This window comes from Pontibacillus sp. ABV4_188 (assembly GCF_056311905.1).
The window spans coordinates 3,552,940-3,574,180 of record NZ_CM149975.1 but is presented as its reverse complement, the minus strand read 5'-3'; the positions used below and the strand labels follow the sequence as shown (position 1 = coordinate 3,574,180).

Below are 21,241 nucleotides of genomic sequence, written 5' to 3'. Positions count from 1 at the left end.
TGCTATTTCATTGAATCTTTCTGATCTTTCGGTAAGAAGTTATAGATCTCACCGCTTCGAATACTTTCTGCTAAATCACCGAGCCAATGATAATACGTCTTCGATTCTTCCAATTGGTCGTAGTATTCCTTCGCTTTAGCAACAATATCTGGTGTGCTGCTGGAATCTTTCATAACTTCTACAAAATCTTCTTGAGCTGATTCAATCGCCCCGAGATTAGTTTTCACTTCACGCTCCCACATCTGGCAGTAAAACGCCATAAAGGAATGGAAGAAATCTTTCTCCGCTGCATATGTGTGCTTTCTTGAACCGCGTGTAAATGTTTTTTTCACCATTTCAATTTCCTGAAGCTTACGGACGCTCGTACTCATACTTGGCTTACTCATTCCAAGTTCTGAACGCATCTCATCAAGCGTCATCTGACCTTCAAAGTACATGGTTGCATAAAGGTTCGCAGCCGCCGGGGTGACCCCGTATAAATCCATCGTTTCTGCAATTGCACCCATGACTTTATCTTTTGCTTCTTCTATTTTGAGTTGTGGCCTTTCGTTTGACTCACTCATTAGGTCGCTCCTTCAATAAACATATCTTTTATTAAATAAATCTCAAATATTCTTTACGAACTTTATGTTAACGCGTATAGATTAAATGTCAAATGCCAAACGTGTTTTTAAGAAAATATGAATGACCCCGTATCAATCCCTGTAAGGATTCAGCTCATTTCTTTTCTTTCTAGGAATTGTAACCATGAAGTTATTTTGACAGACGATAAAATTATTGTTACTGTTAAAAACGTTAAATAAATATTTAATAAATTTAATATATATCGAATAACAAAGTTGAGGAGTTGATTGAATTGGATCTGAAACTGAAACTGCAACATTATATAAATGGCAAATGGGTTGGCTCGGACTCAGGCGACACGCGTACCATTATTAATCCATATAATCAGGAAATCATTGCGACGGTTCCAGAAGGGAATGAAACGGAAGCAAAAGAAGCGATCGCTGCTGCGAGAGCAGCTTTTGATAACGGAGAATGGGCTTCAACACCGGCGACAGAGCGTGGGGCGGTCGTGCGTACGATTGCTGAATTCATTGAACGAGATAAAGAAGAGCTAGCTTACTTAGAATCACTCGATACGGGCAAAACAGTAGAAGAAAGTCGCGGCGACATGGAGGATATCGCTGGAGTCTTTCGCTATTATGCAGAACTTGCAGATAAAGATGGCGGAGAAATGATTGATTCACCAGTTGCAAACTCCATCAGTAAAGTTGTACGTGAACCAGTAGGTGTGTGCGGACAGATTACACCTTGGAATTATCCTTTACTTCAAGCGTCGTGGAAATTAGCTCCCGCACTTGCAACGGGCAATACGTTAATTATGAAGCCAAGTGAAATTACACCGCTTACAACGGTTAAAGTATTTCAACTCATCGAGGAAGCAGGCGTTCCTGCCGGTGTAGCCAACCTCGTTCTTGGTGCAGGAAGCACGATTGGTGCAGAGCTATCGGCCAACGAGGATGTCGACCTTATTTCCTTCACAGGCGGAATCGTGACCGGGAAGAAGATCATGCAAGCGGCAAGTTCGAACGTGAAAAAACTTGCGCTTGAGCTTGGTGGGAAGAACCCGAATATTATTTTCGCAGATGCTGATTTTGAAACAGCAGTGGACCAGGCATTAAACGGAGTGTTCTTCCACGCAGGGCAAATTTGTTCGGCTGGCACAAGATTAATTATAGAAGAAAGCATTCACGATGAATTCGTCCAAGCGCTTGTAGAGCGAGTGAAGAAGTTCAAGCTTGGCAGCGGTTTTGATGAAGATACGCAAATGGGACCACTCATTTCAGCAGAACACCTTCAGAAGGTAGAACAGTACGTACAAGCAGGGGTTGAAGAAGGCGCAACGTTAGCCGTTGGCGGCAAGCGCCCTGAAGATCCTGAGTTGCAAAAAGGGTTCTTCTACCTGCCTACGATCTTCACGGACTGTACCTCGGACATGACCGTTGTTCAAGAAGAAGCGTTCGGTCCGATTATCACGGTTGAGAAGTTCAGCACAGAAGAAGAAGCCGTTAAGATCTCTAATGATTCGATCTACGGACTTGCTGGCGGCGTGTGGACGAACGACACGAGAAAAGCAGAACGCTGTGCTGCGAAGATGCGCATGGGAACGGTTTGGATTAACGACTTTAACTTATACTTCCCTCATGCACCGTGGGGCGGCTTTAAGCAGTCTGGTATTGGACGAGAGCTAGGGAAATTAGGCCTTGAAGAATATACGGAAACGAAGCATATTTTCCAAAACTTGAATCCTGAACCAATTAATTGGTTCTAATCTATTTAAATATAATCACTTGAAATATATGAAGAAAAAATTCATCAAGGAGGAACACATATGACAGAAGCATACGATATTGTAATTGTTGGGGGCGGGAGTGCAGGTTCAGTGCTTGGTAACCGCCTGAGTGAAGATGGAAAGAAAAGCGTTCTTATTTTAGAAGCGGGACGTAGCGACTATTCATGGGATCTTCTAATTCAGATGCCAGCGGCTTTGCCGTTTCCTGCAGGGAAAAGCTTGTACGATTGGAAGTACGAATCTGACCCTGAACCGCATATGAACGGCCGACGCATCAAGCATGCGAGAGGGAAAGTTCTTGGAGGTTCTAGTTCCATCAACGGTATGATTTATCAGCGTGGAAATCCGTTAGATTATGAGCGCTGGGGAGCAGATGAGGGGATGGATACGTGGGATTTCGCACACTGTCTTCCGTACTTTAAGCGTTTAGAAAACGCGCTAGCTTCACCGGACGATGAGATGCGTGGCCATGACGGTCCTATCAAATTGGAACGCGGACCAGCCAAGAATCCTTTATTCCAGGCGTTCTTTGACTCAGGTGTTGAAGCGGGCTACTCAAGAACTCCTGATGTGAACGGGTTCCGCCAAGAAGGTTTCGGACCGTTTGATAAGCACGTATATAAAGGACAGCGAATGTCAGCATCCCGTGCTTACTTGCACCCGGTGATGGATCGTGAAAATTTAACGGTTAAAACACGTGCCTTCGTTAAGCATATTAATTTTGACGGGAAAAAAGCTACAGGCTTAACGTATTTCCGAAATGGACAGACTCACCAAGTAAAAGCAGGAGAAGTGATCCTTTCAGGTGGTGCGATTAACACGCCGCAGATGCTTCAACTTTCAGGTGTGGGCGATGCTGATCACCTTATGTCCCTTGGTATTAAACCAGTCGTTGATCTTCCGGGAGTAGGGGAGAACCTTCAGGACCACCTTGAAGCGTATATTCAGTACTCATGCCCAGAGCCTGTCTCTGAACAGCCGAACTTAAATAAAGCGCGTATGCCTTGGATTGGGTTGCAGTGGATGTTCGGACGTACAGGACCAGCCGCGACGAACCACTTTGAAGGCGGAGGATTTGTTCGTTCGAATGAGGACGTGGATTATCCGAACCTGATGTATCATTTCCTTCCAGTAGCGGTACGTTACGATGGTCAAAAAGCGGCAACGAAGCACGGCTTCCAGGTACACGTTGGACCGATGTACTCCGATGCCCGCGGGTCATTGAAAATCCGTTCAAAAGATCCGAAAGAACACCCAAGCATGGTATACAACTATCTATCTACTGAACAAGATCGTCGTGAGTGGATTGAAGCTGTACGCGTAACGCGTAACATTATGTCTCAGCCATCTATGAAAACATACAATGGAGGAGAAATCTCACCAGGACCTTCTGTGCAAACAGACGAAGAGATTTTAGAGTGGGTAAAAGAAGATGCCGAAACGGCCCTTCACCCGTCTTGTACAGCCAAAATGGGACCTGCAACAGATCCAATGGCCGTAGTAGATCCTCATTCAATGAAGGTTCACGGAGTTGAGAACTTACGCGTAGTCGACGCATCTGCTATGCCTTACGTAACGAATGGCAATATTCATGCACCTGTGTTGATGCTTGCAGAGAAAGCTGCCGATTTGATTTTAGGACGTAAACCACTTAAGCCGATTCATGCTGACTTCTATCGTCACGGCGTGCACGCTCCGGAAGCTGGTACGGTAGGGGAAACGCAGGACAGGGGGACAGGTTCATTGTCCCGGTAAGTTCTTGTCGTGATTTATAATAGAAAAACCCTTTCTTGATCAAACGTTTGATCAAGAAAGGGTTTTTTTGCGTTAAAGAGGCCTTTAACAGGGGAGGAGATCTATTATGTTTAAGTCTTCTGTGACCTTTTCGAGGTGTGGGCAGGTCAAAAGGTCATGGATCACATGGTTCACTTACGTTTTGGATCGATTGAGCAACGGAAACGTCACAGATGGGGCTTGTCTCTTACCGTTTGAGACCGAACCACTAGCAAAACGTCAACGATTGCTAGTATCTCTTCCCTTTTCGAGATATAAATCTAGTAAAAAGTAAGAGAGGGACAAGGTACCTGTCCCCCTGACCCAACAATATACTGAATCTTCGAAAATATGATAAAATATTTAGTAAGTTAACGGTTCAGGAGGGCTCATTCATTGGGAAATGGCATCAGGGTTGCGTTGCAAACGAAAATACTAGGGTTAGTGGTTACAATTATAGTGAGTGTCATTCTCGTACTTGCCGGCGTATTCGCTTATTGGGAGAAAGAAGGGACGGAAGAGAAAATGGGGCAGTTGGCACTTCAGGCTGCTACGACGATGTCTCTGATGCCCACGGTGAAAAAAGCCTTCACCGCTGAAAATCCTTCAGCCATTCTTCAGCCCATTGCTCATCGTATTCAAGAAGAAGTAGGGGCGGAGTTTGTGGTTGTGGGGAATGCAGATAGTATTCGCTATGCCCATCCAGATGAGTGGAAGATTGGGGAGAAAATGGTAGGCGGGGATAATGAAGGTGCATTAGTGAACGGCGAGTATTACATATCAAAGGCTGAGGGGTCTTTAGGGTTATCGCTGCGAGGGAAAGCCCCTGTCTATAATGAAGATGGGGCTATCGTTGGAATTATATCGGTAGGGTTCTTAATTACAGATATTAATTCGGCTACTATAGGTAAGCTTACTGATATCGGGCTTATCTCAGTTGTGGTTCTTATATGTGGAGTCATCGGAAGTTTTTTGTTAGCAAGAAGTATACGGAAGGATACGCTGGGACTTGAGCCAGTTCAGATCGCTTCTATTTATAGGGACCATGAAGCGGTTTTGTCTTCTGTTAAAGAAGGGATCATCTCTGTCGATGCAGATGGGATTGTGACAATGATGAACCAGTCGGCCAGGAAGATGCTTGCGATTAATGAAGACACAAAAGGCCGAAAGATTGATAACGTGTTCCCAAATACGCAGATGAGACGAGTGCTTGAGACTGGAGTGGAAGAACGTGATGTGGAGATGGTGCTTCATGATAAAGTGGTCATTGTAAACCGCAAACCGATCATCATTGATGGAAACGTTATTGGCGTTGTGGCAAGCTTTAGAGACAAGTCGGAAGTAAGAGAAATGGTCAATGCCTTATCTGAAGTGAAGCGGTATTCGGAGGACTTGAGGGCACAGACGCATGAATTTGCGAACCAAATGTACGTCATCTTGGGTTTTCTGCAACTTGGAAATGTTGAGGAAGCGGTAAATCTAATCCAATCTGAGTTTCAGACATCGAAGGGGCAGAATCGTGTCCTCTTTGATCAGATTGAGGATGAGACAGTCCAAGCGATTTTGCTAGGTAAGATCAGCAAAGCTTCTGAACAAAAAATAACTCTTGAAATAAATGATGAGTCGTCTTTACATCGGCTTCCTGATCATATTAGTCGTTCCAGTCTCGTAACGATTATTGGCAATCTAATCGACAACGCGTTTGAAGCTGTGTCTCATTCGTCTAACAAAAATGTTTCTTTCTTTGCAACGGACTTAGGAAATGAAATCGTTCTTGAAGTGGCTGATTCAGGGCCAGGGATTAGTGAGGAAATGGTTTCTTATGTATTTATGAGAGGCTTCTCTACGAAGGCAGGAGACAATCGAGGGTTCGGATTGGCGAATTTGAACCAAATCGTAGATGATTTAAACGGAACTCTGGAAATCGGTGAATCGGATGAGGGAGGAGCAGTCTTCTCTGTCTTTATACCAAAGGAAAGGGGAGAAAGGGGAGCATGATTCGAGTTGTCATAGCAGAAGATGATTTTAGGGTGGGAGAGCTTCATGAGAAGTTTTTAGAGAATGTAGATGGTTTGACTGTCGTAGGGAAGGCATTGAATGGGGAAGAAACGCTACAATTAGTCGATTCGCATAAGCCGGAACTGCTACTTCTTGATGTGTATATGCCGGACCGGCTTGGCACGGACCTTCTCCATGACATTAGAGAGCGTGCGCCGTTTGTCGACGTTATTATGATTACAGCAGCGGATGATAAACGGATGATTGATAAGGCTTTAAAGTATGGTGTGGTAGACTATATTATTAAGCCTATTACAATGGAACGATTTTATCAGACACTTGAAACGTACAAGCGAAACAAGCAGCTTATGAATATGAATCAAACGTTTGACCAATCGTTAATCGACCAGCTGATTGGGCACAAAACAGAAAGAGTCACTCATGCATCGGAACTTCCTAAAGGGATTGATTCGATTACGTTACAGAAAGTAAGGTCCATGCTGACCGACTCACCTGATGGGCTGACAGCTGATCAGGCAGGTGAACTAATTGGCGTATCCAAGACGACAGCGAGGAGGTATCTTGAATACCTGATCTCTGTATCAGAGGGGAAGGCTGAAATGCGATACGGGAAAGTTGGTCGTCCAGAAAGAAAATATTTCGTGGTATAACCGATCCTAGTGATCGGTTTTTTTATTCAATCAGTAATTACTTCCGTTTTGTTCTCCTGTGGTTTTTATGAATTTTATTAGAAGTAATGTTTTTAATTTTGATTATTTTGAAAACGGTTACATTTTGTTCGGTTTCGATTACGATGAATTTACATCTTAAATAAAAACAAAAAGGGGAGAGGACTTATGAAGAGGGTATCGATGGTTGGTATGTTGCTATTATTATTCGTTATGACGGCTTGTGGGAATGATGCATCTGGTTCTGGAACGGCTGATGGGGAGTGGCAACCACAGAAGGGACTTGAGATTGTAGCACCCGCTGGAGCCGGAGGCGGTTGGGATACGACGGCTAGAAGTGTGGCGAGAGTGCTTGAAGATGAGGAGATCGTTGAAAAAAGTGTTGGTGTAGTCAATAAGCCAGGTGGTGGCGGAGCGGTAGGTTGGTCCTATGTTAACAGCACGAACAACCCACACACGATCTTTGTTTCCTCACCGCCATTATTATTCGTGCCGTTGAACGGTCAGTCTGATATTTCTTATGAAGAAGTTACACCTCTTGCAAATGTAATTGCGGATTATGGGGCATTTGCGGTTGCAAAAGATGCAAAGTGGGATAATTTGAACGACCTGTTTGAGGATATGAAGGATGACCCGTCTAGTGTAACGGTTGTCGGCACATCTTCTCCTGGGTCTATGGATCATATGCAGTTTGTACGTTTTGCTAAAGAAGCAGGAGTAGACATTACGAAGATTAAATATGTGTCCTCACAAGACGGAGGGGCTCTGACGCAAATCTTAAATGGAAGTGCTGACGTCTTCTCCACGGGTGTTGCTGAGACGGTAGAACAAGTTAAGGCTGGAAAGATAAAAGTGCTTGGTGTTACTTCAGAAGAACGCATAGAAGGCGATGTTGTTTCTGACTACGCTACAGCGAAAGAACAAGGAATTGATGCTACATTCGTGAACTGGCGCGGTTTCTTCGGTCCAAAGGACATGGACCCGGAAGCTGTTACGTATTATGAAGAGAAATTGAAAGAAGTTAGTGAATCCGATGTCTTCGCTGATCTACGTAAGAAATACGGTTGGGACGAGATGTATATGAATAGTGAAGAATATAAAACGTTCTTGGAAGAACAGACGAAAGAAGTCTCAGCCTTACTTGAAGAGCTTGGACTTGGACAGTAAATGTAAAGTTAAAAGGACTGCCTTTGTGCAGTCCTTTCATTCCATAGAAAGAAGGTGGATTATATGCTGAAGACATTGAACCAGAAGATTAGCGTAGTGTTGCTTCTTCTGTCAGCAGGTTATTTATACCTGACCTTTCATTTAAAAGAGTACCCTTATGTACCGGTTGACTCAGACTTTGTGCCGAAGGTTTTAGGGTTTATCTTAATTGGTCTATCCGTGTTGCTTTATTTTGATAAATCCTCAGAAACATCTCAAGAAAAAGAGAAGCGAAAGATTTCTAAACAGGATCTCATAGCCTTAATGGGGGTAGGCGCTCTAATATTACTTTACATTTTCCTATTTGAATTGATTGGATTTGTCGTGACAACGGCGTTATTTGTATTTACGTGCTCATGGGCCTTGGGGTATAGGAGGCTTATAAGTAATATAGTCGTTTCTTTAGTCTTTCCTTCGGCATTGTATTATTTATTTAATTACTTGTTACAAATTCGCTTACCCCAAGGCATTCTACCATTTTAAAAGGTGTTGATTAATATGGCTTTTGAAGGACTTTTCGAAGGTTTCCAAGTCGCCTTTAGTTTACAAGGAATTCTATTTGTTTTAATAGGTGTTGTAACAGGCACACTGATCGGTATGATGCCTGGGCTTGGTCCAATCAGTGCCATTGCTATTATGATTCCGGTGACATATGGAATGGATCCTTCTATTGCATTAGTGATGATGGCGGGGGTTTATTACGGAGCCGTATTTGGTGGCTCAACGTCTTCTATCCTATTAAATGCCCCTGGAATCTCAGGTACAGTGGCTACGGCATTCGATGGATATCCTATGGCTCAAAAAGGAGAAGCGGGTAAGGCGCTTGCCATCGCGGCGGTCTCCTCATTTGTAGGGGGGACAGTCTCAGTTGTGCTTCTTATGTTGTTTGCTCCTGCTCTTGCTCAAGTAGCTGTTTCATTCGGTCCGGCTCAGTATTTCGCTTTAATGCTGTTAGGGTTAACAGCAATCTCAAGTCTTTCTGACGGATCTACGGTGAAAGCTTTGATTGCTGCTACTGTTGGCTTTATGGTAGCGACAATCGGGATTGATGGACAAACTGGGACGAACCGATTCACATTCGGCAATCCTAATTTAATGGAAGGGATCGATTTCCTCGTTATTGCACTTGGTTTATTTGCTCTAGCGGAAGTCTGTGCTTTAATTTTAAGTCGAAAGGATAGTTCGTTAAGTAAACAGAGTGATATTGGAAACTTGAAACTTAAGAAAGCGGACTTTAAAGAAATGCGTGGACCCATGACACGCCAGTCATTCCTTGGGTTCTTACTCGGCGTCCTCCCGGGAGCTGGGGCTACAATTGCTTCGTTTATTGGATATATAACGGAGAAGAGATTTGCTAAGAAGCCAGATGAATTTGGTAAGGGATCAGTAAAGGGATTGTCCGCACCGGAGACAGCCAATAATGCTGCAACGAGTGGGGCATTCGTGCCATTATTAAGCTTGGGTATTCCTGGTTCAGGTACGACGGCTGTTATGCTTGGAGCTTTTCTTGCGTTAGGAATACAGCCAGGGCCGCTTCTTGTGCAAGATCATCCGGATGTGTTCTGGGGAATTATAGCGAGTATGTATATAGGGAATGTGTTCCTGCTCATTTTAAATTTGCCGCTAATCCCTTATATCGCTAAGATTCTAAAGATCTCTCGTCCACTTCTCATTGCCCTCGTCATTACGTTTAGCTTAATTGGTGTATATTCCATTAGCTTCAGTACATTTGATCTCTATTTACTTCTTCTATTCGGGGTTCTCGGTTATTTAATGAGAATCTTTTCATTCCCGGCCCCGCCATTTATTCTGGCGTTCATTCTTGGGGGCATGATGGAACAATCTTTCCGTCAAGCCCTTACATCTTCGAGTGGAAGTATGATGGTCTTTCTGGAGGACCCGATATCCGTTTCACTGCTGATTGTGAGCTTGTTATCACTTCTATTTGGGTTTATTCGTGGAGGGAAGAAAGAAGATCCTCCTGTTTCTGAAGAAGAATCCTCTCAATATAAAGCGAATTAAATGTAGTGGGTCAGAGGGACTTGGGTCAGAGGGACAGGTACCATGTCCCGCCATGTCTTATGATAAACCCCTTTCTTGATCAAACGTTTGATCAAGAAAGGGGTTTTTGCGTTTATGGGGACTTTAGCTGGGAGGAGATCTATTTTGTTTGAGGATTCTGTGACCTTTTTGAAGTGTGGCCGGGTCATAAGGTTATTGATCACCTGGTTCTCTTACGTTTTGGATCGATTGAGCAACGGAAACGTCACAGATGGGGCTTGTCTCTTACCGTTTGAGACCGAACCACTAGCAAAACGTCAGAGAGGGACAAGGTACCTGTCCCCCCGTCCCACTAGAGAGGGACAAGGTACTTGTCCCCCCATCCCACTAACTGTTCAATTTTGCAAACTTCAGTATGACAGTTGTTATACAGTGAAACCCCTTTCATGTTTAATATATTGGGGTTATACTAGGTTTGTATTCAACATCATGATGACTTTGAATAAACATTTTGCAAACTTCATCATCCGGAGGTGAAGGGTTGATATGGTTTTAGATAAACGACGTACTTTTTTATTAACGCAGTTGTACCAGTCAGATACACCCATCTCAACGAAATGGTTTCAGAAGAAAATGGGCGTTTCGGCTCGTACCATCTATTATGATATTCAACAAATTAACGATTGGCTCGAAGATCAGGATCTTGAGGGCATTCAGCGGGAGAGAGGCAAGGGTTTTTTCCTCACCGCTAAGACAGAAACTCAGATTCCTCAGAAGATCAAGCTTTCTGACCGCTGGGATTACCGGTTATCCAGGGAAGAGAGGAAAGTATTACTCCTCTTGTACTTGTTAGCCAATACATCAGTCATCCGTATGAGAGATCTTATCGATCATACGCAAATGAGCCGCGGCAGTATTAGTAAAGACCTTGATCAGATAAAAGAGTACTTCCAAGAACATAGACTCGAGCTTCGTTACTCGAAGACTAAGGGTTACTTCCTTGAAGGGCAGGAATTGCACAAGCGCCAGCTTCTCTCGCACATTTTAGTTTCGGTGAAAACCGATGAGAAATGGCAAGGAATCAGAAGTGAGGCTTATGAGATTCTGTTATCCATGTCACCTGAGCAGACGAAGCTGACTCCTTTTTTAAAGAAAGTCTTATACGAAACGGAGAAAGAGCTGGGTCTCGTGTTCACCGATGAAATGATTACGATTTTATCCATGCAAATTGTCATTTCTTTGGAAAGGCTCACAAATGGCCAAGAGATTAAGTTAGATGAAGATGAACGACAAGCATTAGCAAAAACGAAAGCGTTTTCTGCTGCGAAGCGGATTAGTGAACAAATCCACGCTGAAGGATATGCGGAACTTTCAGAGGATGAAATAGGCTTTTTATCTATGAATCTCTTAAGCTCGAAAGTCCATCAGGAACCGCCTTCTTCTCCATACGAAGATCCAGAGGCGCCAGGTTTAAAGCGAGTGATTCGTAGCATGGTTGATGACTTTCAAGTGTATTCTTGTGTATTATTCGAACATCGCGATCAATTAGAAGCCAATTTACTCTTGCATTTGAAGCCAGTTTTTTACCGTTTGAAGTACGATGTTCCTTCTAACAATGAGTTGTCTGAGCACATCCAGGAACATTATCAAGAAATCTTCAAACTGACCAAGCGCTCGATCATTCACTTGGAGCGTTATATGGAGAAGACAATCCCAGATGAAGAAATTGCTTATATCGCAATGCACTTTGGTGGTTGGCTTTCAAAGGAAGACCAAACGATTGAGAAGAAGTACAAAGCGCTTATTGTTTGCGAAAACGGCATTGGAACATCGAACATGCTGAAGGCTCAGTTAGAAGCTATGATGACCGGGATTGATGTTGTCGCAACCCTTTCCTTCCGGGAATATCAGGACACAGCTTTACGAGCGGATGTCATCTTTGCAACGAATTTCTTAAAAGAAAAAGAAACACCTGTCATTCATGTTCCGGCCCTTCTTCAAGACGCAGACAAGGAATACGTTTTGAAGCAATTGAACCATCGGCTTCAGGAAGCACCTGGTGAAATGGATCAGGCAGATGAGCTGATGGCGGTAATCAAGAAGCATGCCACCGTGCATGATGAAGATGCATTAAAACAGCAGCTTCTCTCTTATCAGGCCCATCAGACCTTTTCGATAAAGGAGCATTACAAACCTATGTTAAATGAATTGCTTACCTCAGATACGATTCAATTCGAATCAACCGTATCCAGTTGGGAAGATGCAATTACGCAAGCATCCCAGCCTCTTTTAGAAAGTGGAAAGATTGGCCAAGGCTACATTGATGCCATGATTAACAATGTAAACGAATTAGGACCTTACATCGTAATCGCACCTAAAATTGCAATCCCACATGCTCGCCCAGAAGCGGGAGTAGAACAATTAGGGATGAGCTTATTAAAAGTAGATGAGCCGGTACCTTTTTCAGACCAGGAGAAACATAAGGCCAATCTCATTATTGTGTTAGCCGCGATTGACAATGAAACACATTTAACAGCTTTATCTCAGCTCACGACGATGCTGTCAGAGCCTGAGAATATGGAACAGTTATTGAACGCTCAAAACACAGATGATGTAGTAAGCTTAGTAAACAATTATTCGCACGTATAAAAAAACTTGGAGGGATTTCAAATGAAAAAAGTATTAGTTGTATGTGGTAATGGCTTAGGAAGCAGCATGATTGTAGAAATGAACGTAAAAAGCATTTTGAAAGATCTTAACAAAGAAGCAGAAGTATCTCACACAGACCTTTCCTCTGCAAAATCAGAGCCAGCAGACCTATACCTTGGATCTGAAGACATTGTTGGCAGCTTAGACGATGGCAGTAAAAATGTGGTTCAACTGAAAAACCTAATGGACAAGAACGAACTAAAAGAAGCGTTAGAGCAAAATATCTAGAGACAGGTAAACAAGAGGAGGGAATAGACTATGATCGATTTAATTATGAAAGATATTCTGGGAACGCCCGCCATCTTGGTTGGGCTGTTCGCCCTCATTGGTCTAATCGCTCAGCGTAAGAATTTCGCTGACACGTTATCAGGTACACTTAAGACGATCATGGGGTTTGTGATTCTTGGAGCTGGTGCAGAATTTCTTATTAAGTCATTAACACAATTTAGTGCCATGTTTGATCATGCATTCAGTGTAAATGGAGTCATTCCAAATAATGAAGCGATTGTCGCTATGGCCCAGGAAAGTTTCGGTACAGAGACGGCGATGATCATGTTATTTGGAATGGTTGCGAACATTGTAATCGCTCGTTTTACGCCATTTAAGTACATTTTCCTTACAGGTCACCATACCATGTTTATGGCCTGCCTCATTGCAGTTATTTTAACAACAGGCGGCTTATCGGGTGCATCTCTTGTCATTATCGGATCTCTTATCCTCGGTTCATTGATGGTGCTATTCCCAGCGATCTTACAACCCTACACTAGAGAGATTACGGGTTCAGACGATTTTGCCGTTGGCCACTTCGGATCTACAGGATATTTTGTTTCCGCTTTCATCGGTAAGCGTATTGGAAAAAATTCTAAATCAACAGAAGAGATTAAAGTTCCGAAGTCTCTTGGCTTCCTTCGTGACACTTCTGTATCCGTTTCCTTAACGATGGTTGTCTTGTTCTTCGTTGTTGCAGCTTTCGCAGGACCTGCGTTCATCGAAACAGAACTAAGTGGAGGACAGAACTTCCTAGTCTTCTCCTTCATGCAAGGTCTTACATTCGCAGCTGGCGTTTATATTATCTTACAAGGTGTGCGCATGTTACTTGCTGAGATTGTTCCAGCCTTTAAAGGAATTGCGGACAAGGTGGTTCCAAATGCGAAGCCAGCCCTTGATGCACCAGCGGTCTTTCCATTTGCGAGTAACGCGGTGATCATCGGTTTCTTAACGAGCTTCGTAGCTGGTCTACTCAGTATGTTCTTCCTGCCGCTACTTGGCCTTAAGGTCATCGTGCCAGGGCTCGTGCCACACTTCTTCACTGGTGCAGCGGCTGGTGTGTTCGGTAACGCTACTGGTGGTCGACGCGGAGCAGTGGTCGGATCATTCGCAAACGGTGCGATCATCAGCTTCCTTCCAGCCCTCTTACTACCAGTACTCGGCTCACTCGGATTTGAAGGCACAACATTCGGGGACGCGGACTTCGGATTTGTAGGAATCATTTTAGGAAATCTAATTCGTCTATTCGAATCGAACTTCCTCTTCATTGCTAGCGCATTTGTACTTCTCATTATTGCCTTCTTCATAAGCTGGAAAACAAGAGGTTCAAAAGAAGCTTCTTCTGAAGCAGCATAAATCATAATTGGATTACTGAGAAAGTCTTCTCTTGATGAGGAGGCTTTCTTTTTTTGTGGGGGAGGACGGCTGAATTGAGTTAGAGCAAATCTAAATGTGAAAGAAGCATTACTAAAATCAATCGAAGTTTCACTTAATTGTAATCATATATCATTACAATTCCTCTCATTTGTCGTACAATTTATGTGGGTTATAGAATACAAATAATGAGTTAAAACAATTCGTTGATGAAATAAAAGGTGATGACTATTAAACACATAAAAAATCTCGTCTTTGCTTTATTAGGGATCCTTTCACTTGGTGTGGGCATTGCAGGTACCATTCTACCTGTACTACCAGGGGGCCCTTTTTATTTATTTGCGGCTTTTTGTTTTTCAAAGAGTTCAAAGCGTGTTGAAAACTGGTTTAAAAGCACAAAGGTTTATCAAAAATATGTCTTAGCTTTTCTTCAAAAGAAAGGGTTAACGAAGAGGGAAAAGATTCGAATTAACATTATTGCCGATAGTTTTATTATCGTCTCATTCATTATGGTAGATATCTTGATCGCCAGAATTTTTATGGTCTTGCTTGCTTTGTATAAACATTATTACTTTATTTATAAGATTGAGACGATTGAGTAGGGCCGGGGGGACAGGTACCTCGTCCCTTCGTCTTTCGAAATAACAGAAGGAAAACTAATACAGAAGGGCTTTTTAAAAAAGGCCTTCTGTATTTTTTATTGTAATCTTGAAAACTGTGAAAGAGAGCGAACGCTTCTAAGGGTTGGAGGGACAATGTACCTGTCCCTCCGCCCCACCTAAATGATAGGTCCATAGGTGAACAGGAGAAACATGGCTATGTAAAGGGTCACTTGTAAAATTAAAACGAGCATTACTCCGAGTATAAGGTATCCGAATGCTTGCTTTAATCTTTTGCCAGTTGTCATGTGGATTATGAAGAGGATGATAGCAGGGAAAGAACCTAATAAGATGTGCATAGGGATTACCCAATATAAATTAGAGATAATTTCATCAGTACTGTTTGCTTGGCTTATGCTCATAGACATTGCAAATAAAATCGCCGGCTGATATAGCAATCCTATAAGTAGATTTAGATATATGTATCGCTTTTTCATCAGATTAGACCTCCTGTTCGTAAAAAGGGAGAGAAGGGATATCATTTCTATTATATTACAATACTGGGGCATGGGGACAGGTACCTCGTCCCTTTGTCTTTCGAAATAAAAAGCGATATCAACACAGAAGTCCTTCTATAGAAGGGACTTCTGTGTTTTTTTATTTGCTAGTAACGATGCATGTTTAACTGCCCTGATGTGATCAATGACCTTTTTTTCTGCAATTTTTCAAGCAAAACGTCATAGAGAGAGGGGATCAGTGACATTTTCAGGTTGTTAATAAAGCAAAACGTCATAGATTTCAACTATCTGTGACGTTTAAGGAAATAAACCTACCAGAAAGGTCACTGATCGGTTTCTTCTATAACCTTTTGAGCCTGTAAGTTCATGAAAACGTCAGAGAAAAATTCCAAAGCAACCAAAATGCCTTTAACAAGCAGATATTTCGTGATGAGAAGGGACAATGTACCTGTCTCCCCGACCCGACAAAAATTTCAGAATTCTCAAATATTAACATGGACAGATCGTGAAGTTTCCCTTATAGTGTTATATAACATCAATTTAAGGAACATTTAAGGAATATGTCCTTAATTAAGGAGTGTCGGAATGGTTGCTACGTTTCAAGAAATCATCAAACCGATCGAAAACGATATTATTGATTTTCGACGATATTTACACCAGAACCCTGAATTAAGTACACAGGAATGGAATACATCTCGCTTTATTCAGGAGCAGCTTAAGGAATACGGAATTCCATTTAAGGCAGGCTATGCGGGTACGGGTGTATTAGGCATTATTGAAGGTGAGCAAACGGGAAGAACGGTTGCTTTACGGGCTGATATTGATGCGCTACCTATTACGGAACAAACGGACCATGATTTTCGGTCAACAAACGAAGGAGTTATGCACGCATGTGGTCACGATGCCCATACCGCTATGTTACTTGGAGCTGGTTATGCACTGAATCAACGTAAGAGTGAGCTTTTGGGTACTGTGCTTCTTGTTTTTCAGCCAGCCGAGGAGAATTCCCCAACAGGGGGGGCGGCTCAGATGATGGAAGATGGTGTCTTTGATGACTATAAGCCAGATGTGATTTACGGACAACATGTTTGGCCAAGTCTTCCTGTAGGACAAGTAGGTATTCGTGATCAAGAAATGATGGGGGCTTCTGATCGTTTTACCGTTACGGTAAAAGGTAAAGGCGGACATGCGAGCATGCCTCAGGATGGTAATGATGCGATTATTATCGCCAATCAAATCATCACAAGCCTCCAAACGATTGTGAGTCGAAACGTTAATCCAATTGAATCAGCAGTCGTGACAGTTGGGAGCATTCACGGTGGGTATGCCCATAATGTAATCGCAGATAAAGTGACGTTAGAAGGAACGGTTCGCACATATCAGCCTGCCGTTAAAGAAAAAGTGAAAGAACGTTTCCACTCCATTGTGGAACACGTCACGGAAGCTTTCGGCGGAGAAGTGGACATTACGTATTTGGATGGCTACCCTGCTACGATTAATACACCGAAGTGGGCCGAAGTCGCTCGTAATTCCACACAAAAGATCCTAGGCCCAGATTCCACGCCAACCGTCGATCCTGTATTAGCAGGGGAGGACTTCTCTAGATTCCTAAATAAATATCCTGGTGCTTTCATCTGGTTAGGGACGCAAATCGACTCGAAAGAAGACCAAATGGGACTTCATAATCCTGGCTTCATGTTAAATGAAAAGGCTCTCTCCTCAGGAAGTGCAATGCTCGCACAAGTGGCCAGTGACACACTCGCTCATTTGCAAGAAGGTGAAACAAGTGAATGATGAATCATTAAAAACCATTTTAAAGAATTGGCGGCGCACACTCCACCAGCATCCTGAACTTGGCTTCTTGGAATACCGAACGACTTTTACAATTGGTAAAGAGTTAGAAGCACTAGGCTTCACGTTACACATCGGACAACAAGCACTGCGATCTGAATCTCGTAAAGGCGTGCCTACAAAACAAGAGTTAGAGAAGCACGAAGATGAGGCTGTAGAGTGGGGTGTTGAACAGACGTGGATGGAACATATGAAAGGCGGGCATACAGGAGTCGTCGCTACATGGGATACAGGAAAGCCTGGTAAACATAGTGCTTTTCGTTTTGATATCGATGCCCTTCCGATTCATGAAACACATGATGCTACGCACCTTCCTTTTCAAGAAGGTTTTCACTCGAAGGTAGACGGTGCCATGCATGCTTGTGGGCATGATGGACATACGGCCATCGGGGTTGCGCTTGCTCATTATATCCATAACAATAGCGAATCACTCTCAGGTACATTCACCCTTCTTTTCCAACCAGCAGAAGAGGGAGGAAGAGGGGCGAAAGCGATGAAGGACAACGGATGGCTTCAGGATGTGGATGAGTTTTATACCGGCCACATTGGCATTCACTCCATGCCGGTTGGGACTATTGCTGCTTCTGTAGAAGGATTCTTAGCCTCTTCGAAGATGAACGTTACGTATACAGGTCGTTCAGCTCATGCTGGTATGAATCCTGAAGAGGGTAAAAATGCGCTCTTAGCTGCAGCAACTGCCTCTACTCAGCTTTACACCATTCCTCGCCATAGCGCAGGTGCATCGAGGATTAACGTTGGGAAACTGCAAGCTGGATCAGGCAGGAATGTAATTGCAGATCACGGCTATTTAGAACTTGAGACAAGAGGAGAAACAGGAACGATTCAAGATTTCGTTCACGCTGAAGCGACTCGTATGATTCAATCAGTTGGAGATTTATACGATGTCTCAACGGAGATTGAGGAAGTTGGAGAAACGTCTTCCTTAGAATGTAGTGAAGAAGCGGTGGATGCTGTTCAAGCTAGGTGTATAGGAAGTTCGATCATTCAAGAGATCCTCCCTGTTACAGCGGTATCCGGTTCTGAAGATGCGAGCTTTATGGTGAATGAGGTGCAACAACGAGGGGGTATCGCTACCTATATGTTGTTTGGAACACCTTTAGCTTTCGGTCATCATCACCCGTCTTTTGACTTTGACGAAGAGGTTTTACCTGTCGCTTTAGAGACATACATCAACATCGTAAAAGGAGGTCATACATGTGCGGGATTGGTTAAGTGATACGTTAAAAAAATTAAACACGACTAGTGACATGAATCAACCGAATGGATTTACAAGGCTGAGTTATAGCCCTGAAGAAGCGAAGGCTCACGCAGCTTTCCGAAGTGTGGCTAAAGACCTTGGGCTTACGGTAGAGCAAGATGAAGCGGGGAATCAGTGGGCAATGTGGGAAGTAGATAAAGATGCTCCGACGATTGCAGTCGGTTCCCACCTGGATACCGTCCATGGCGGCGGAGGGTATGACGGGGTGGCTGGCGTTTTGACAGGATTAGCGGCTGTGAAGCAATTGAAAGATCAGGGCGTTGCACCGAAGAAAAACATTGCAGTCACCTGTTTCGCCTCTGAAGAATCCGCTCGATTTGGTGTATCTACAATAGGAAGTAAAGCGGTGTCTGGGCTCCTTGATAAAGATTACTTAGCTAATGTATCCGATCAAGATGGGCATACGGTTAAAGAAGTTAGTGAGTCGTTTGGGTTGAACTGGGATACAATTGATCAAGCAGAGAAACCATCTTCCTTTTTAGAAAGCTTCTTAGAACTCCACATTGAACAAGGGACACAGGTGGAAGATCACAAAGCGGATATTGGAATTGTTGAAGGTGTGGCTTGTCCAATCCGCTTGAAAATAACTGCTCAAGGCATGGCGAACCATACGGGAACAACGCCGATGCACAAGCGGCAGGATGCTCTTGCAGCAGTCGCTCCTCTGATTCCTTTTGTTGAAGAAGAGGCTTTAAAGCGGAACGAAACACTCCAGAAGCAACTCGTTGCAACCGTTAGTACATTACATGTAGAGCCAAATGCGATGAATGTGATACCAGGAGAAGTTCAGGTTGGTATTGATATCAGAAGTGTAGACGACGCGGCAAAGCGTAAGCTAGCAGAAGATATCGGAGAGTATTGTAAGCAAATCGAAGCTAAACGAAACGTGAAATTACGTGTAGAAGTCATTGTTGATAACGATTCTGTTACGTTAGACGAATCAATGCAGGATCAACTTCATTCGATTTGCAAGTCCCTTGATTATAAGGCAATAAGCATGGATAGCGGGGCAGGGCATGATGTCATGAACATGGCTTTAAAGTGGCCTTCAGCACTCCTGTTCATTCCGTGTAAAGAAGGGATTAGTCATCATCCTGCAGAATATGCCACTATGGCTGATTTAGAAAAAGGAAGCCATATTATAGCAGAATACTTAAAGGTAGAGACAGGTGATGATTATGAAAACCAAGATCGGAGTCATCGCGCCATCGGACTCTCTTGAGCAAATCTTATATGTAACAGATGAATTTGAAGGGATCGAAGTCGTACCCTATACGTACGAACAATTATCTGATGTGGAAGCCATTTTATCGGCTCATCGATACGAAGTGGATCAATGGTTTTTCTCCGGAATACTCAATTATACGTATGCTTATGAGAAAAACTTAATCACACCAGAAGAAGGAAGTTATCCACCTCTCCATGGTTCTAGCTTTTTCGGGATCTTACTAGAAGCCCAGCTTACGAGTAAGAAAGTCTTCGAGAAAGTGAGCATTGATACGATTACCGATGAAGAAATTGATAAGATTCTTTCCTATTATGATCTTCAATCGCTGACGTATTACAACCATCCATTTGAGGGGTATCAATACTCCGATGAGCTTGTAGAATTCCACGCTACTTTGTATCAAGAAGGCAAAACAGAAGTTGCGATTACTTCGATTAAGTCCGTCTATAAGAAATTAAAAGAGTTAAAGGTTCCGGTGTTCAGAGTGACGCCTTCCTATTTATCTATTAAACTCATTCTTCAATTTTTAGAAGAGCGGGCCCAGTCGAAGCGCTTGCGAAATGCACAGGTGGCGACAATTGGGTGTCGGATTGATTTTGAATTGAATAAGCTTGATGAACTACATTATTCGTTTCGGATGAAACACCAGGAGCTAGATTTAAGACGGTTCTTGCTTAGCATAGCCGAGAAGACAAGTGGGTCATTGATGCAACTTGGTGACGGATTGTTCTTTATTTTTACCACCCGTGGGCAAATGGGTGTAGAAGTAGAAGAAGAACTATTTTCCCTTATTCAAAATGTTGAAATGCAAACTTCTAGTCAGGTAAACATTGCGATTGGAATTGGAGAAACCGTGTCACAGGCCGAGCAAAACGTCCGACTAGGTTTTAGGAATTATAAATCTTTTGAAGAGCCTACGCTTCTAATGGTGGATGAATATCAAGAAATCACACTTAAACAGCAAGATAAGAAAATTTCCTATCAAACGGTAGGTGCTGGGGAAGAATGGGCTGAGAAATTAAAGGGTGCACACCTTAGTCCTGGTGTTGTTTCAAAAATTATCTCTTATGTGCATCACTACCAACGATCAACTTTTACATCACAAGATCTATCTCGTTGGCTACAAAGCACAGAACGAAATGGTCGGAGAATTCTTAATGAGATGGAGAAAGCCGGCCTTGTTGAACAAAGTGGGGAAGCTCAATCAGGCGAGCGGGGGAGACCGAGAAAAGTCTTTTCCCTTGTCCTAAATGAATAAGTACGGGGGAACGTTCCCCCTTCTTTCTCTTCCCATTTACGGAAGAATAAAGGAATATGACCAATAAAAGTGAGAAAGGGTGGGTTTATGTCATTACCAGAAACAAATGCTTCGCAAGCGGAGGAAAAGGATTCA

At 43.1% G+C, this 21,241-nt stretch carries 17 protein-coding genes; 15 read left to right on the top strand and 2 right to left on the bottom strand.

Annotation, left to right across the window (positions count from 1 at the left end; translation table 11 throughout):
- Positions 1-2 precede the first annotated feature (2 nt).
- Entirely contained in the window at positions 3-563 is a 561-nt protein-coding gene (gene cudC, locus ACYX4O_RS18100; RefSeq protein WP_476352870.1) for a choline uptake/conversion transcriptional regulator CudC, read from the bottom strand.
- Between the two features lie 299 nt (positions 564-862).
- On the opposite strand from cudC, the gene betB reads away from it, so the two are divergent.
- From betB to ACYX4O_RS18045, 11 genes are all read left to right on the top strand, one after another.
- Positions 863-2,335 (top strand): betaine-aldehyde dehydrogenase, encoded by a 1,473-nt coding sequence (betB, locus tag ACYX4O_RS18095; protein WP_476357204.1) that lies wholly within the window; start codon positions 863-865, stop codon positions 2,333-2,335.
- Positions 2,336-2,395: 60 nt separating this feature from the next.
- The gene (gene betA, locus ACYX4O_RS18090) at positions 2,396-4,111 is read left to right on the top strand and encodes a choline dehydrogenase (protein ID WP_476352868.1); all 1,716 of its coding nucleotides are present in this window, start codon (positions 2,396-2,398) and stop codon (positions 4,109-4,111) included.
- Positions 4,112-4,525: 414 nt separating this feature from the next.
- Positions 4,526-6,127: an ATP-binding protein gene (locus tag ACYX4O_RS18085; RefSeq protein ID WP_476352866.1), complete on the top strand. Its 1,602-nt coding sequence runs from the start codon at positions 4,526-4,528 to the stop codon at positions 6,125-6,127.
- On the top strand, positions 6,124-6,798 hold the full coding sequence (locus ACYX4O_RS18080) for a response regulator (protein ID WP_476352864.1): 675 nt from the start codon (positions 6,124-6,126) through the stop codon (positions 6,796-6,798). The genes ACYX4O_RS18085 and ACYX4O_RS18080 overlap by 4 nt, the downstream gene beginning before the upstream one ends.
- A 186-nt stretch (positions 6,799-6,984) precedes the next feature.
- A complete protein-coding gene (locus ACYX4O_RS18075) occupies positions 6,985-7,983 on the top strand; it encodes a tripartite tricarboxylate transporter substrate binding protein (RefSeq protein WP_476352862.1) in 999 nt (332 codons plus the stop codon).
- Positions 7,984-8,046: 63 nt separating this feature from the next.
- Positions 8,047-8,505: a tripartite tricarboxylate transporter TctB family protein gene (locus tag ACYX4O_RS18070; protein ID WP_476352860.1), complete on the top strand. Its 459-nt coding sequence runs from the start codon at positions 8,047-8,049 to the stop codon at positions 8,503-8,505.
- Between the two features lie 15 nt (positions 8,506-8,520).
- A complete protein-coding gene (locus ACYX4O_RS18065) occupies positions 8,521-10,044 on the top strand; it encodes a tripartite tricarboxylate transporter permease (RefSeq protein ID WP_476352858.1) in 1,524 nt (507 codons plus the stop codon).
- A 525-nt stretch (positions 10,045-10,569) separates the two neighbouring features.
- The gene (locus ACYX4O_RS18060) at positions 10,570-12,672 is read left to right on the top strand and encodes a BglG family transcription antiterminator (protein ID WP_476352856.1); all 2,103 of its coding nucleotides are present in this window, start codon (positions 10,570-10,572) and stop codon (positions 12,670-12,672) included.
- A gap of 21 nt (positions 12,673-12,693) precedes the next feature.
- A complete protein-coding gene (locus ACYX4O_RS18055; protein ID WP_476352854.1) occupies positions 12,694-12,960 on the top strand; it encodes a PTS sugar transporter subunit IIB in 267 nt (88 codons plus the stop codon).
- Positions 12,961-12,990: 30 nt separating this feature from the next.
- The gene (locus ACYX4O_RS18050; RefSeq protein ID WP_476352852.1) at positions 12,991-14,355 is read left to right on the top strand and encodes a PTS ascorbate transporter subunit IIC; all 1,365 of its coding nucleotides are present in this window, start codon (positions 12,991-12,993) and stop codon (positions 14,353-14,355) included.
- A 242-nt stretch (positions 14,356-14,597) separates the two neighbouring features.
- A complete protein-coding gene (locus ACYX4O_RS18045; protein WP_476352850.1) occupies positions 14,598-14,975 on the top strand; it encodes a YbaN family protein in 378 nt (125 codons plus the stop codon).
- A 176-nt stretch (positions 14,976-15,151) separates the two neighbouring features.
- Here the strand turns inward: ACYX4O_RS18045 and ACYX4O_RS18040 are convergent, their stop codons facing one another.
- Positions 15,152-15,469 carry a hypothetical protein gene (locus ACYX4O_RS18040; protein WP_476352848.1) on the bottom strand — a complete coding sequence of 106 codons (318 nt, stop codon included), beginning with the start codon at positions 15,467-15,469 and terminating at the stop codon, positions 15,152-15,154.
- 606 nt (positions 15,470-16,075) lie between these two features.
- Between ACYX4O_RS18040 and ACYX4O_RS18035 the strand changes: the two genes are divergently transcribed.
- From ACYX4O_RS18035 to ACYX4O_RS18020, 4 genes are read left to right on the top strand one after another with little or no spacing between them, the layout of a single operon-like run.
- Positions 16,076-17,284 carry a M20 metallopeptidase family protein gene (locus ACYX4O_RS18035; RefSeq protein ID WP_476352846.1) on the top strand — a complete coding sequence of 403 codons (1,209 nt, stop codon included), beginning with the start codon at positions 16,076-16,078 and terminating at the stop codon, positions 17,282-17,284.
- Positions 17,277-18,578, top strand: a complete 1,302-nt coding sequence (locus tag ACYX4O_RS18030) for an amidohydrolase (RefSeq protein WP_476352844.1) — start codon at positions 17,277-17,279, stop codon at positions 18,576-18,578. Before ACYX4O_RS18035 ends, ACYX4O_RS18030 begins: the two co-directional genes overlap by 8 nt.
- The gene (locus tag ACYX4O_RS18025) at positions 18,559-19,842 is read left to right on the top strand and encodes a M20 family metallo-hydrolase (RefSeq protein ID WP_476352843.1); all 1,284 of its coding nucleotides are present in this window, start codon (positions 18,559-18,561) and stop codon (positions 19,840-19,842) included. Before ACYX4O_RS18030 ends, ACYX4O_RS18025 begins: the two co-directional genes overlap by 20 nt.
- Positions 19,799-21,106, top strand: a complete 1,308-nt coding sequence (locus ACYX4O_RS18020) for a hypothetical protein (protein ID WP_476352841.1) — start codon at positions 19,799-19,801, stop codon at positions 21,104-21,106. Before ACYX4O_RS18025 ends, ACYX4O_RS18020 begins: the two co-directional genes overlap by 44 nt.
- The last annotated feature ends 135 nt before the right edge of the window (positions 21,107-21,241 follow it).

Bases quoted from the DNA above. Each gene is read 5' to 3' on its own strand.
- ACYX4O_RS18065 (WP_476352858.1), top strand. From the start codon at position 8,521: ATGGCTTTTGAAGGACTTTTCGAAGGTTTCCAAGTCGCCTTTAGTTTA.
- ACYX4O_RS18040 (WP_476352848.1), bottom strand. From the start codon at position 15,469: ATGAAAAAGCGATACATATATCTAAATCTACTTATAGGATTGCTATAT.
- cudC (WP_476352870.1), bottom strand. From the start codon at position 563: ATGAGTGAGTCAAACGAAAGGCCACAACTCAAAATAGAAGAAGCAAAA.
- ACYX4O_RS18035 (WP_476352846.1), top strand. From the start codon at position 16,076: ATGGTTGCTACGTTTCAAGAAATCATCAAACCGATCGAAAACGATATT.
- ACYX4O_RS18050 (WP_476352852.1), top strand. From the start codon at position 12,991: ATGATCGATTTAATTATGAAAGATATTCTGGGAACGCCCGCCATCTTG.
- ACYX4O_RS18045 (WP_476352850.1), top strand. From the start codon at position 14,598: ATGACTATTAAACACATAAAAAATCTCGTCTTTGCTTTATTAGGGATC.
- ACYX4O_RS18080 (WP_476352864.1), top strand. From the start codon at position 6,124: ATGATTCGAGTTGTCATAGCAGAAGATGATTTTAGGGTGGGAGAGCTT.
- betA (WP_476352868.1), top strand. From the start codon at position 2,396: ATGACAGAAGCATACGATATTGTAATTGTTGGGGGCGGGAGTGCAGGT.
- ACYX4O_RS18075 (WP_476352862.1), top strand. From the start codon at position 6,985: ATGAAGAGGGTATCGATGGTTGGTATGTTGCTATTATTATTCGTTATG.
- ACYX4O_RS18055 (WP_476352854.1), top strand. From the start codon at position 12,694: ATGAAAAAAGTATTAGTTGTATGTGGTAATGGCTTAGGAAGCAGCATG.
- ACYX4O_RS18070 (WP_476352860.1), top strand. From the start codon at position 8,047: ATGCTGAAGACATTGAACCAGAAGATTAGCGTAGTGTTGCTTCTTCTG.
- ACYX4O_RS18020 (WP_476352841.1), top strand. From the start codon at position 19,799: ATGAAAACCAAGATCGGAGTCATCGCGCCATCGGACTCTCTTGAGCAA.
- ACYX4O_RS18060 (WP_476352856.1), top strand. From the start codon at position 10,570: ATGGTTTTAGATAAACGACGTACTTTTTTATTAACGCAGTTGTACCAG.